Raw genomic sequence first — 13,382 nt, 5'->3', positions numbered from 1 at the left:
CCTCAGCCCGCGAGCAGGCGCAGGGTCTCCTCGCGCGTCGGGGACGCCCCGGGGTCGGTGCCGACCCAAGCGGAGTCCACCGGGTGCACCATCACCTCGTCGACGCCGTGCTCGGCGGCTAGCTCGGCGACGCGGCTGCGGGCGCCGTCGGGGTCACCGATCACCCAGCGGCTGCTCATCCTCTCCAGGATCTCGCGCTGCCCGGCGCCGAGCTCGACCTTCTCGGCCTCCTCGACCAGCGGCTGGGGCTGCAGCGGCTGACCGGTGCGCAGCGCCATCATCTGCAGCAGCTGGGGCAGGGCCCGCCGCTGCGCCTCCTCGGCGGTGGGCGCGACGCTGACGTTGAGGGTGAGGAAGGTGCGCGGCTGCTCCAGCTCGGGCGAGGGCCGGAAGCTGCTGCGGTACAGCGCGATCGCCTCGGCGGTACCGGAGCCGGAGAAGTGGTGGGCGAAGACGTAGGGCAGGCCCTTCTCCCCTGCCAGGCGCGCCGAGTAGTCCGAGGAGCCGAGCAGCCACAGCTGGGGCACGCTGCGCGCGGCCGGGGTGGCGCGCAGGAGGTGGGTGCGGCCCTGCACCGACAACCCGACACCCTCGGGCGACATCATCGCCAGCAGGTCGTCGACGTACTCGGGGAAGCGCGAGACCGCCTCGTCGGTGACGCCGCCGGCGCCGTGGCGCAGCGCCCAGGAGGTGACCGGGTCCGACCCGGGCGCCCGGCCGATGCCCAGGTCGATGCGACCGGGGTGCACGGCCTCGAGGAGGGCGAGCTGCTCGGCGACCACGAGCGGTGCGTGGTTGGGCAGCATGACGCCGCCCGACCCCACCCGGATCTGCTCGGTCGCCGCCGCGATCATCGCCATCAGCAGCGGCGGGTTGGTGGCCGCCACGGCCGGCATGTTGTGGTGCTCGGCCACCCAGTACCGGCGGTACCCCAGTGCGTCGGCCGCCCTGGCCAGTGCCAGGGAGGAGCGCACGGCGTCGCCGGTGGCCTGGTCGGTGCGCACCGGCACCAGGTCGAGCACGGACAGGGCAGGCATCTGGGAGGTCATCGCCTGGAACAACGCCCGGTCGGCCCCACCGATTCCCGGCGCCTGTGCTCAGCGTCGACGACGGAAGGTGGTCAGGCTCAGGGCCGCCCGGAGGCGGCGCCGGCGCCCCACCGCCCGGCTCATCGACCGCCGTTCGGCCTCCACCGCCTCCCAGAAGGCCTCCGCGGTGGCGTCGTCGGGCACCCGCGGGCCGAAGACGTGGCCGTCGGCGCGGCGCGCCAGCGTGGGGGCCTGGGCCGAGGCCACCCGGAAGGACTGCTCGCGCCGGGTCGAGCCCGCGCCCACCGGCACCGGCTGCCCCAGGTCGCGGGCGTGGTCGACCAGCTCGCGCCAGCCGCCGACGATGCGGGCCGAGGTGCGGGCGGCCGTGCGACGGCGGCGCCGTCGCCACGCCTTGGCGCCCACGATCGCGCCCACCACCAGCAGCGCCAGCAGCAGCGGCACGCCCACGTAGAGCAGCAGCGCGCGCAGCCAGGCGGGGAGCGAGAGGGGGCCGTCCTCGCCCTCGCGGTTCACCTTGCGCGCCTCGAGCTCGGCGTCGTTCTGCTCCGCGAGCGTGGAGGGCGGCGGGATGGGGGCGGGCGGCGGCACCACGGTGCCGCTCATCGGCTGCTCGGCCAGCGGCGGCTGCTCGGCGGGCCGCACCGTGCTCATGAACTCCTCGGTGGGCAGGGTGCGCCAGGAGCCGTCGGCCACCTGCAGCTCCACCCAGGCCTGCACGTCGCGGCCGTGCACGACGCCGCCCTCGGGCACCACGGCGCCCAGGACCACCCGCGCGGGGACGCCCACGTTGTTGGCCAGCAGCGCCATGATCGCCGCGTACTGCTCGTCGTTGCCCACCATGATCGGGGCGTTGGCGAACTCGTCGCCGAGCCGCTTGACGCCGTGCCCGGGGTGGTAGATGCGCTCGGCTGCGGCCACACCGTCGGAGTAGCGGCCCTCGGTCTTGAGGTGCTCGGCGATGGCGAAGACCCGCGCCATCGGCTCCCCCGCCCCCGCGGACCACGTGGTGGCCTGGTTGTTCAGGAAGGCGGCGGCGAAGGCGGCGTCGGTGACCTCGCCCGACGAGGCGTCGTCCTCGTCGACCTCCTCGGGCGGCAGCACCGCGCTGAACTCGACGCTGTCGCCCTCCCCCAGGCCGGCCGGCACGACACCGGTGGAGGTGGCCAGGTTGTAGCGGAAGGACTCGCGCTGCGCCTCGTGCCGGGCGTCGTCGCCCTCGATCTCGAGGGAGGTGAGCGCGCCCACCGAGGGCAGCCAGACACCGGAGTACCCCTCGCCGAGGGTGATCCGACCCTCGACGCGGCGGCCCTCGACGGGGTTGTCGATCACCGAGGAGACCCGCTGGAACCCGTCCTGCGCGCTCGCCGACCCACTCGAGTCCGCCGCCCCCCACACGGTGCCGTCGTAGGCGTCGAGCGTGGCGATCCGCATGCGGGTGCCGGCCGGGACGCCGGTGATGCTGGCGAGCTCGACGTCGTAGAGGTTGGCGGGGTCGGTGCGGCGCTCGGGCAGCTCGACGTAACGGCGGAAGGACGCCAGCGGCGAGGGGTACTGCCCGATGTCGAAGGGCGGCTCGACGTAGCTGCGCAGCACGACGCGCTGGTCGTCGTCGGCCACCAGGTCGGCCACCGGGAGGGCGACGCCGGCCGCGACCGCCAGCATCAGCGCCGCGGCGAGCGGCTGGCTCAGGCGCCGCGCGCCGCCGGCGCGCTGGCCCCGCAACGGACCTGCGGCCCGCCGGGTGCGCCAGGCCAGCCAGCCCAGCGCCACCGCGGTGAACACCACCCCCTGCAGCAGCAGCGACTGCGGGCGCCCGACCCCGATCAGGATCACCGTGCCGAGCAGGAGCACGGGGGCCAGCAGGGGCAGCGCGGCCCGCACCAGCAGCGGTCCGCGCACGAGGTCGCGGGTGAGCGTGCCCAGCAGACCCGCCGCGAGCCCGAGCGCCCAGGGCAGCACCCGCGCCGGCCCGTCGCCGTCGACCGGTGGCAGGGTGGTGAGCAGGTCCTTCCAGCCGCCGACCACCTGGTCGCCGAGGGCGGCGAACGTGCTGGGCGTCGGCGCCCCCTGACCCTCCGCAGCCAGGCACAACGGCCCGCCGAGCAGCAGGAACGCCAGCACGCCGATCAGGACGCCGGCGACCGCTGGCCAGCGCGCGGCGCGGGTCAGGTGCCCGATGAGCACGCCCACCGCCACGCCGAGGACCCCCACGACCCACGGGCCGAGGCCGGTGAAGGTGGTGGTCAGCGAGGCGAGCGCCAGCGCGCAGAGCACCAGCAGCACCAGGTGGTCGCCCCACGCGTGCGGCGTCGGCAGCCAGCGGCGCGCCCCGGTGGGCACCCGGCGGGTGGTCCCGGCCGTGCGCCACCCGGTGCGCCCGCCGGTGCGCCCGCCGGTGGTGCTGCCGGTGTGCTCGTCCGGCCGCGCGCTCGTCCGACCGCTCGGCATCGTCGGGCCGCTCATCGCACGCTCCAGCGCAGCAGACCGGGCAGGTCCTCCTTGGCCGCCAGCCGCAGCACCGAGATGCCGCCGGCCTCGGAGACCCCGGCGGTGGTCGTCGCGGGGTCGACGACGACCGCCACCCGACGCACCTCGGGGGCGAACACCGACGCGGCGCGCAGCAGGGTCTGGACGGGGGTGCGCGCCCCCGCGAGCAGGAACAGCAGGCTGGTGTCGACGGCGGTGCCGGCAGCGGCCTGGGCCGCGGAGACCAGGCCCCGCGAGCCGGGCACCGCCCGGCAGACGGTGTCGAGCGCCCGGTTGCCCTCGGCACCGGAGGTGGCGTGGTCGCCGCAGAAGAACGAGGTCTCGAACTCGTCGAGCGCGGCACGCACGATGAGCGAGGCGGCCACCGACATCCCGGTCTCGAAGGCCTCCTCGCGCTGCAGGGCGTCGCCCCACGCGGCCAGGTCGTCCTCGACGACGATCGTGGCGTGGCTGCGGCGGGTGTCGAGGTACTGCCGCACCAGCAGCTGGCTCTCGCCGCCCGAGGCCATCGCCTTGGCCGAGGAGCGCCAGTGCACGTGCCGCAGGTCGTCGCCGGGGACGTACTCACGCAAGGCGTGGAAGGCCAGGTCGCTCTGCGAGACGGCGTCGGTGGTGACGCCCTCGAGGTCGCGCAGGAGCCCCGCTCCCAGCGCCTCGAGGGGCACGAGCGGCGGGCGCACGAGCACCTCGTGCACCTCGCTCCAGCGCGAGTCGCGCGAGCACACCCCGAGCGGGTCGCCGCGCCGCGTGGTGGCCGGGCCGACCGCGATGACGCCACGCCGGTCGGTGCGCACCGTGAAGTTCTCCTCGTGGGTGGCACCGGAGGCGAGCGCGGGCAGCCCGTAGCGGTGCAGCGAGGCCCCCACCGGTAGCTCCAGGACCGTGGGCAGCATCCGGGCGGCGCTGGTGTTGCGCACGTGCACCGCCGCGGCCACCGAGCCGCCCGCCACGATCCGGGAGGGCTCCAGCGCCAGGCGCACCTCGACCCGGGTGCGTCCGAGGAGGAAGGGCAGTGCGAGCAGCAGCAGCACCAGGCACGCGGCCGCCAGCAGTGCCAGCTCGCGCCAGCCCAGCAGCGCCGCGGCGGGCAGCCCCACCGCCGCGACGGCGAGCAGCAGCCACCCGAGGGGGCGCACGGCCCCCACGAGCTCGCGCAGCCTGCTCACCGTGGTCATGTCCTCTCTCGGCTGGTCGGTCGCTCAGGCGACCCGGTCGGTGGGCGGGGCGACGACCTCGAGCAGCCGGGCGATCACCGAGGAGACGGTGACCCCGCTGAACTGCGCCTCGGCGTCGAGCAGGAGGCGGTGGCAGAGCACCGGCTCGGCGAGCACCTTGACGTCGTCGGGCACCACGTGGTCGCGACCGTCGGCGGCGGCCCAGGTCTTGGCGACCCGGATGAATGCCAGGCAGCCGCGGGCGGAGAGCCCGAGCTTGACGTGCGGCTGGCGCCGCGACTCCTCGGCCAGCTCGGCCACGTAGGTGACCACGGCCGGGTCCACGTACACCTCGTCGGCCAGGCCGCCCATCTGCTCGATCGTGGCCGCGGTGATGACGGGGGTGACCAAGGATGCCCGGTCGCGCACCTTGGCGTTGACCAGCAGCTGCACCATCGCGGCCTGGTCGGGGTAGCCGACCGAGGTCTTCATCAGGAACCGGTCCAGCTGTGCCTCGGGCAGCCGGTAGGTGCCGGCCTGCTCGATGGGGTTCTGGGTGGCGATCACCATGAAGGGGCGGCCCACCGGGTGCGGGGTGCCGTCGACGGTGACGCGGCCCTCCTCCATGACCTCCAGCAGCGCGGACTGGGTCTTGGGCGAGGCGCGGTTGATCTCGTCGGCCAGCACGATGGTGTGGAAGATCGGGCCGGGGTGGAACTCGAACGTGCCCTGGTGCTGGTCGTAGACCGTGACACCGGTGACGTCGGAGGGCAGCAGGTCGGGCGTGAACTGGATGCGCGCGTGCGAGCCCTGGACGGTGTTGGCGAGTGCGCGGGCCAGCATGGTCTTGCCCGTCCCCGGGAAGTCCTCTAGCAGCAGGTGCCCCTCCGAGAGCAGGCAGGTCAGCGCCAGGCGCACCACGTGCCGCTTGCCGAGGACGGCCTTTTCCATGTTGTCGGTGAGCTGGTCGAAGGTCTGCTTGAACCAGGCGGCCTGCTCGTGGCTGAGAGTCACGCGGGGATTCCTGTCTGGGCGGGCTGGTGGGGCTGGACGGGGCGGGCTCAGTTGGGCCAGGTGTAGGTGTTGGAGCGCTCGCCGTTGCACACGGCCCACACGGTGGAGCCCACGTAGCCGTAGTACGCGCCGGGCTCGGCGGTGGTGTTGGCGCGGATGCGACGGCTGGCGAACTGCTGGCCGTTGCGGCCGTCGTAGACCTGGCAGGTGATCTCGTCGAGGTAGAAGTTCTCGGTGGTGAACTGGATGCGACCGCACGCGTTCACGACGCAGTTGGTGCCGGTGCCCTGGGTGTTGCACGCGGGCCGGCCGCCGCTGGGCGGGTCGATGCACGCGGTGCCGCGACGGATCGTCACGCTCGGGTTGTCGCGCGGGGGCGCGTTGTACCGGAAGGCCTTGGAGACCGGGCCCCGGCGCGGCGAGGAGTCGGCGAGCTCGACGCGCAGGATCTCGGAGTTCTCCGCCGGCACGTCCTTCCAGGGCGTGGTGATCGTCTGCACGTCGACGCCGTCGAGGCGGTAGCTCTCGCTGCGGTCGCTGGCGCCACCACCGATGGTGCTGCGCACCGCGAGCTCCGCGGGGTCGCCGTTGGTGTCGACGGTGATGGTCCACCGCACCCGCCACAGGTTCGGCCCGGCGCGCTCACCCTGCGAGGTCGCCGAGATGATGTGGTTGTCGGTGAACGGACCGTAGGTCTGCACGTTCTGGGTGGTCGAGCGCTCACACGCACCGCTCTCGTTGCAGACCTCGAGCGTGACCGGGTACGGCCCGTCGTTGCTCGGCACGCCGAAGGTCTCGGTGCGCTGCCCGCGCCCCTCGAACTCCTTGGCCGCGGCGTCTCCCACGAGCACCCGCACCCGCGACTGGCCGCCGCGGGAGTCCGGCACGGTGAAGCTGGCGGTGCCCTGGGCGTTCTCCCCGGTGGGCGCGACGCTCCAGGAGCCCCACGCCTCGGGCTGGCCCACGGCGCTCCACGTGCTGGCCGGGCCGTCGGTGGTGCGGCCCTCGCCGTTCTTGTTCACCGCACGCACCGCGTAGCGGTACTGCGTGCCGTCGTAGGTCATGCCGGAGTTGTCGCAGCGGGTGGCGGTGATGCCGGTGCACGCGGGCAGCGGTCGACCGTCGCGCAGCACCGTGTAGCGCACCGGGGTCGGCCCGTTGGGGTCCACGGCCGGCCACGTCAACGTCACGGCTCCGGAGTCACCGGGGGTCTTCTGGTCGGTCACGGTCGGCGCCGCGGGTCGACCCGGCGGGCCGACGGACTGGAACCTCGCCGAGGTGCGGGCCTCGCCGATGTCGAAGTCGTTCTCGGCCGCCACCGTGAAGGCGTAGGTGTTGTTGTTGTCGAGCCCCGTGACGGTGATCGTGGGCCGGCTGGTGGTCTTGGGCTCCCCGCCCTCGTAGCTCACGTGGTACCGCTTGATCGCCGAGGTCTGGGTGGTCGGCGGCGTCCAGCGCAGCACGAGCAGGCCGTCGCCCTCGCGGACCAGCTCGACGGGGCCGACCCGACCGGGCTTGGCGTCGGGGGTGGCCACGGCGGACTGCTCGCTCCACTCCGACCAGCCGACGGCGTTGTGGGCCTGCACCTCGAAGCGGTAGTCCTGACCGTTGGTGAGGCCACCGACCTCGCACGCCGTGGTCGCGCATTCCTGGGAGACGCCGTCGGTGCCGCGGATCCGGTAGCGGTCGACCGGTGACCCGTTGGCCTCCGGCGCCTGCCAGGAGAGCGCCACCTCCTCGTCACGCACCGCGTTGCCCGGTACCGGGGCGCTCGGCGCGTCGGGCACGTCGAGCACCTCCACCACCAGGCGTCCCTCGGCCTGGCGCTCCTCGCCGGTCGACCCGGCGACGTCGCTCATGGTCACCGAGAACTCGGCCCGGCCGTCGACGCGGTCGCCGGCGGTGATCCTGAGCCCGGCGGCACCCTCGGGCTCGGCACTGATGTCGAGGTCGGTGACCTGGCTGACCTCGACCAGCGTCGGCTCGGGGTCGGAGATGCCGGGGCGCAGGTAGGGCGCGAGGTCGATCGTGCGGCTCTGGCCCGCACGCAGGTCGGCGATCCGGATGGGCGCCAGGCTCGGCGGCGGCGACTCGACGACCACGAAGGTCAGCTCGCCGGCCTCGCCCTCCTCGGCGGACACCTCCAGGGTGGCCTCGATGCCCGGCGTCGCGGAGCCCTCGGCGGCGACGCCGATCGTGGGGCCGCTGGGCTCCACGATCGCCAGGCCCTCGACCGAGGCGCTCCAGTCGGCGGTGAAGCTCAGCTCGGCCAGCATCTCGGGGGTGGGGGTCCACACGTGGCACAGCGAGGCGATCTCGAGGTCGAGACGCTGGTCCTGGGCGATCTCGATCGGCTCGGTCGGGCAGCGCAGGATCGGTACCTCCGCGCCGACCTGCACCGGGATGGAGAGCACCGCGGTCACGCCGTCGGGGTCGTCGACCGAGGTGCCGGTGGTCACCTCGACGACGACGGCGGCCGGGCCCGCGTAGTCCTCGTCGGCGCTGACCTCGAAGGTGGTGTCGTCCTGCACCTCGGCGCGCACCTGGGTGTCGGGCGAGGTCCAGATCCGACTCTTGAGGGTGAACCGGACCGGTCCGCCCGACGGGTTGACCACGTGGTCGGCGAGGTCCTCGGTGACCGACCCGCCGCTCTCGACCGGGATCACGGTGCCGGCGCGGAGCACCGGTGCGTCAGCAGCGGCGGCGGGCACGTAGAGCGAGGCGGTGGAGGCGCCACCGTCGGCGTCGACCACGGTGAAGGGGTACACGGCCGGCTCGGCGCCGCGCGCCACGGTGATCTCGCCGTCGCTGACCGAGGAGGCCACCTCGGGCGGCGTCACCACGCCGGTGACCCGCAGCGCCTCGGGCGGGCCGTCGGGGTCGTAGGCGGTCTCGAGCACGTCGACGGTGACCGAGGCGCCGTCGTCGGCCTGGCCGAACGCGTCGAAGACCACGGGCGGGTTGTTGTAGGGGGTGACCGTGCGCAGGGTGACCGTGGCCTGCGAGGCGTCCAGGCCGTTGGTGACCCGGTAGACGACGTCGAGCGTGCGGCCCTCCTCCCCCTCGGCCACCTCGGGCGCGGGGATCAGCAGGGGGCCGGTGGAGGAGGCCAGCTCGACGCCGGGCGGGGCGTCGAGCAGCTCCAGGCTGACCCGGTCGCCGGCCGCCACGAGGTCGTTGGCGAGCACCTCGACGCGTGCGGTCCGCCCGGTCTCGACGGTCACGGTGTCGGGCACGGCCAGCGGCGGCTGCGGCGTGCCCGGGGCCACCACGGCCACCCGAGCCGTGCCGGTGCCGGTGCCACCGCGACCGTCGGTCACGGTGTAGGTGAACTCGTCGGTGCCGACGCTGCCCGGGTAGGCCTGGTAGGCCAGGGAGTTGGCGCCGATGGTGACCAGGCGACCGAGGCGGGGTGCCGACCCCAGGCCGGTGAGCGTCACCGGGTCGCCGTCGGGGTCGACGCCGACGCCGGGCACGCGCAGGCGCAGGGTGTCCCCGGCGACGGCGCGCCCCTCGAGCGCGGGCGGGGCGGGCGGGTTGTTGCGCCGGTCCTGCGGCACGACGGTGACCTCGAGGCGCCCCGGCGTGGTGAGGCCGGAGGAGTTGCTGGCCAGGTAGCGCACCGTGAAGGTCTCGGCGTCCGCGAGGTCGGTGGGCGCCACGTAGCGCACGAAGCGACCCGTCACGTAGGCCTCGCCGGTCTCCACGCGCACCTCGCCCGGGGCCTGGACCGCCAGGCGGCCGGCGTCCTGGCCGGCGACGTCGGCCACCAGGGTCAGCTCGTCGCCGGCGGGGCTGAAGTCGTTGTCGAGCACCGGCACCGAGGCGCCGCCGCCGGCCCGCACCGTGACGCGATCGGTCTCGGTGACGGGGGCGTTGTCCTCGGGCAGGGGGCGCTGGGTCACCACGATCTCGCCCTGGGCGCCGGCGCGGTTGCCGTTGCTGATCGTGTAGCGGACCACCTGGGGGTTGGGCTGCAGGCTGCCCTGGCGCGCCGAGACGCGCACCCAGCGGCCGTCGACGACGGCGACGTCGAGCTGCCCCTCGCGCAGCGCTTCCGCGCCCTGCACCACGAGCATGCCGCCGGTGGGGTCGACGTCGTTGGCCAGCACGTCGACCAGGGTGGCCGTCTGGCCGTGCAGGGTCACCGTGTCGGGCATCGCGACGGGCTCGCGCGGGGGGCGCTCGGCCGGGCGGACGTCGACGCGCACGCGGCCCTCGTCGAAGGGCGCGTTGCCGAACTTGGCGCCGTAGTCGAGGAAGTAGGTGCGGGCGACGTCGGAGCGGAAGGTGATGGTGCCCTCGGTGAGGTCGGTGCTCACCTCGGCCCCACCCACGGGCGCCACGGTGCCCGCCAGCTCGACGACCGCGGTGGGGGTGACCGGGTCGGAGCCCGGCAGGTCGTTGGCCAGGGGCCGGATCGTGATCGGCTCGCCCGCCTGGCCCGCGACGACGTCGGGCTCGGCGGTGGCGGGGAACGCGCGGCGGTCCAGCTTGTCCTGGACCTGGAAGGTGAGGTCCTCGGTGACCGTCTCGGTGCCGTCGGTGACCTCGTAGGCGACCTTGACGGTGCCCGGCTTGGCCGGGGCGGTGAAGCGGACCCGGCCCGCCGAGGTGGCCCGGGCCACCGCGCCGGAGCGGACACCACCGCTGGCCGCGGCCTCCACCAGCGAGACGGGGTCACCATCCTCGTTGTCGCGCCAGTCGGGCAGCACGGGCACGTCGAGGGTGCCGCCGGAGGGGACGGTCCAGACCCGGGGCTCGAAGCTCTCGCGCAGCGCCGGCGCGGCGTTGACCTCCTCGGGGCGGGGCACCACGGTCACCGTGGCGTGCGCCGAGACGTCCTGGCGACCGTCGTCGACGTAGTACTCGAAGGTGACCGTGGGCGCCTCCTGGGGCAACCGCACCTGCACCGTCTGCCCGTCGGGACTGATCGTCACCTCGGCGTCGGGATCACTGACGTCCTGGACCGAGCGGATCGAGAGCAGCCGGCCCTCGGGGGCGGTGTCGTTGTCGAGCGGGTGCAGCACGGTGGTGCGCCCGGGTCGCGCACCGAGCCGGTCGGGCTTGGCCTCCGGGGGCCGGCGGTCGCCGACGTCCTCCTGCTCGTCCTGCTCCTGGTCCTCCTCGTCGGTGACCTTGTTCTTGTAGGCGTCCCAGTTGTCGATGCGGGTCGGCTCGTCGGAGTCGATGTTCCACACGGCACCGTCGGCGCGGTCGTTGAGCACGATCTCGCCGCGGTTGACCCGGAACACCAGGTCGCTGCTCTCGGTGCCGAGCTGGCTCACCTGGGCCGGCTCGTCACCGCACTGCACCGCGACGGTGCCCGAGCCCCCCGACCAGGCGCCGTAGGTGCAGGCCCCCAGGCGGACCGGGGCGGAGGGGCGGCCACCGACGCCGTCCGCGACGACACGCTCCTCGCCGCTGGCCAGGTCGATCTCGAGCAGCCGGTCGCCAGTGGCGACGAGCACGCCCGCAGCCTGCGGCCCGGCGGTCTGCAGCACCGACCCCGCGGCCACCTCGACCTCGACCGGCTCGCCGGCCTGCTCGTCTGCCTGCTCACCACCGTCCGGCAGGACCGTGAGGGCTCCGGTGCCGGCGTCGAGGACGACCGGTCGCTCGCCCACCGCGGTGACGGTGGCACCGGGCTCGACCTCGCGCGGCAGCCCGGCGCTGGCAGGAGCCCCGAACCCCGTGCCCGTGGGGCGCAGGGTGGTGAGGGTGTCGTCCTCGGCGGTGAGCACGAGCAGCCGGCCGCGCTCGGTGACGGAGAGCGCGGAGCCCGGCCCGGCGGTGGCCAGCGGCGGGGACTGGGCGTCGAGGTTGCCCACGAGCGGATTGCCGAGCTGCGGGTCGACCCGCTCGGCCCACAGCCGCCCGGACCCGGGGTCGAGCACCGCCAGCGAGCCGCCGGACAGGCCGACCTGTGCGCCGCCGGGCAGGGAAGCGACCTCGCCGTCGGGGTGCTCGACGGTGGCGGGGTCGATGGGCACCAGGCTGGAGGAGGAGAGGTTGTGCCCCAGCACCACCGCGCCCTGCTGGACGACGTCGAGCTGGGTGTCGAGCTCGCTGAAGACCGCACCGTCGAGCTGCCCGATGGGCTTGTTGATGCGCCCGTAGAAGCCGTCGCGGGAGTTGGTGACCCAGATGCCGCCGTCGTTGAGCTGGGCCTCGTGGGTCTCGTAGCCGTCGGCGTTGATCGCGACGACGACGATGCCCACGACCGCCATCAGCAGAGCCAGCTGCGCGGCGATCGCCACGCGGTGGCGTCGCAGGGCCTCCGAGAGGGGCACGGGCTCACCTGCCGAGCTGGGGTGACGGGGGCGGACGGATCGAGACGGCCGGGGGCGGGCCTGCCTCCAGTGTCGAGCCAAGGGTAAGGACGCGTACCGACATCACGAAAATGGGTACGTCACGACCCGGGCGGATGCGCCCCGCCGCGCGGGGGACGACAATGGGCCGGTGCCCCCCTCCCCCGCCCTCGTGGCCCGCTACGCCCCGGGCGCCGGCGTGCTCGTGGGCGCCGGGCACCGGTGGGTGCTCCTCGGGGCGGACGTCGTCGACCTGGCGCTGCCCCACCGCCTCTGGGAGAGCCTCGCCTCGCCCACGCCCACCGAGCAGGTGCTCGCCGACCTCGAGGCCGGCACGCCCCCCGGGGCCTCCTGGGCGCTGGCCGACCTGACGCCGGGCGCCGAGCGCGTCGTCACCCGCGGCGGGGCCCGGGCCGGCACCGCGGGGCGGCGTCACTCGCTGAGCGTCGGTGACGCGACGCCACCCGGCACCCGGCCGCTGACGGGCGGCGTCGTCGACGCCTGCGCCGTGGAGCTGGAGCCGAGCAGCGCCCCGGCTCCGCGGGCGCCCTCGACCCGACCGACCGCCGCCCGGCCGACGCCGCCGGCACCACCGCCGTCGGGTCCGCTCATCGACGGCATCCCGCCGGAGATCCTCGCCGCCGGTGCACCCGATCGGCGACCCACCGACGCGCCCGACCCCGGGGTCCCCACCGGCGACCCTCCCGCGACCCCGCCGCGGCGGGAGGCCCCGACGCACACGGTCCGGCGCGCGCCCGCGGCACCCGACCCCGCTCCTCCGGGCGACAGCGACCACGACGGCCACACCACGTTCCGGCCGGGCGGCTCCGCCGGGCCTGCGGTCGACCACCTCACCCAGAGCACCCGCGAGACCGTGCTGGCGGTCCACTGCCCCGAGGGCCACGTGACGCCGGCGGCCACCGCGAGCTGCCGGGTCTGCCACGTGGCGGTGCCCCCGCAGGAGCCCCAGCGACTGCCCCGACCGCGCCTGGGCGTGCTGCACCTGCCCGACGGCACCCAGGTGCCGCTGGACCGCGGGGTCGTGATCGGCCGCCAACCGGCCGCGGCCCCGGCCAGCGAGGACTGGCCGCAGCTGGTGCGCCTCCCCCCCGACCACACCTACGTCTCGCGCAGCCACCTGCTGGTCGAGCTCGACGGGTGGCTGGTGCTCGCCACCGACCTCGGCTCCCGCAGCGGCACCACGCTGCGGGCCCCCGGCCGTCCGCCCGAGCGGATCCGTGCCGGCGAGCGCTACGTGTGGGAGCCCGGCCAGGTGCTCGACCTGGCCGACGGCTACGAGATCCTGTATTCCGTCACCTAGGGCACCTCTCCCCATCCGGATGCGCGGAGGGAGACGTGCCCTA

The 13,382-nt window shown here is 74.8% G+C and carries 6 protein-coding genes; 1 reads left to right on the top strand and 5 read right to left on the bottom strand.

What is annotated here, in order from left to right; all coding sequences use genetic code 11:
• Positions 1-2: 2 nt before the first annotated feature.
• The 5 genes from ABD948_RS04755 to ABD948_RS04735 are packed head-to-tail and all read right to left on the bottom strand — an operon-like array spanning position 3 to position 12,000.
• A complete protein-coding gene (locus ABD948_RS04755; protein ID WP_345263165.1) occupies positions 3-1,037 on the bottom strand; it encodes an LLM class flavin-dependent oxidoreductase in 1,035 nt (344 codons plus the stop codon).
• Positions 1,038-1,097: 60 nt separating this feature from the next.
• Entirely contained in the window at positions 1,098-3,515 is a 2,418-nt protein-coding gene (locus ABD948_RS04750; RefSeq protein ID WP_345263163.1) for a transglutaminase-like domain-containing protein, read from the bottom strand.
• Positions 3,512-4,714 (bottom strand): DUF58 domain-containing protein, encoded by a 1,203-nt coding sequence (locus ABD948_RS04745; RefSeq protein WP_345263161.1) that lies wholly within the window; start codon positions 4,712-4,714, stop codon positions 3,512-3,514. Before ABD948_RS04745 ends, ABD948_RS04750 begins: the two co-directional genes overlap by 4 nt.
• 24 nt (positions 4,715-4,738) lie before the next feature.
• Positions 4,739-5,707, bottom strand: coding sequence for an AAA family ATPase (locus tag ABD948_RS04740; protein WP_345263159.1), 969 nt, complete (start codon positions 5,705-5,707; stop codon positions 4,739-4,741).
• A gap of 47 nt (positions 5,708-5,754) precedes the next feature.
• A complete protein-coding gene (locus ABD948_RS04735; protein ID WP_345263157.1) occupies positions 5,755-12,000 on the bottom strand; it encodes an Ig-like domain-containing protein in 6,246 nt (2,081 codons plus the stop codon).
• Between the two features lie 169 nt (positions 12,001-12,169).
• Here ABD948_RS04735 and ABD948_RS04730 point away from each other — a divergent pair, with 169 nt between their 5' ends.
• Positions 12,170-13,339 (top strand): hypothetical protein, encoded by a 1,170-nt coding sequence (locus tag ABD948_RS04730; protein WP_345263155.1) that lies wholly within the window; start codon positions 12,170-12,172, stop codon positions 13,337-13,339.
• The last annotated feature ends 43 nt before the right edge of the window (positions 13,340-13,382 follow it).

The organism is Nocardioides nanhaiensis (assembly GCF_039542785.1).
GTDB classification, from domain to species: Bacteria; Actinomycetota; Actinomycetes; order Propionibacteriales; family Nocardioidaceae; genus Nocardioides; species Nocardioides nanhaiensis.
This window is presented reverse-complemented; position numbering and strand designations above follow the sequence as displayed.

Bases quoted from the DNA above. Each gene is read 5' to 3' on its own strand.
- ABD948_RS04750 (WP_345263163.1), bottom strand. From the start codon at position 3,515: ATGAGCGGCCCGACGATGCCGAGCGGTCGGACGAGCGCGCGGCCGGAC.
- ABD948_RS04755 (WP_345263165.1), bottom strand. From the start codon at position 1,037: ATGCCTGCCCTGTCCGTGCTCGACCTGGTGCCGGTGCGCACCGACCAG.
- ABD948_RS04745 (WP_345263161.1), bottom strand. From the start codon at position 4,714: ATGACCACGGTGAGCAGGCTGCGCGAGCTCGTGGGGGCCGTGCGCCCC.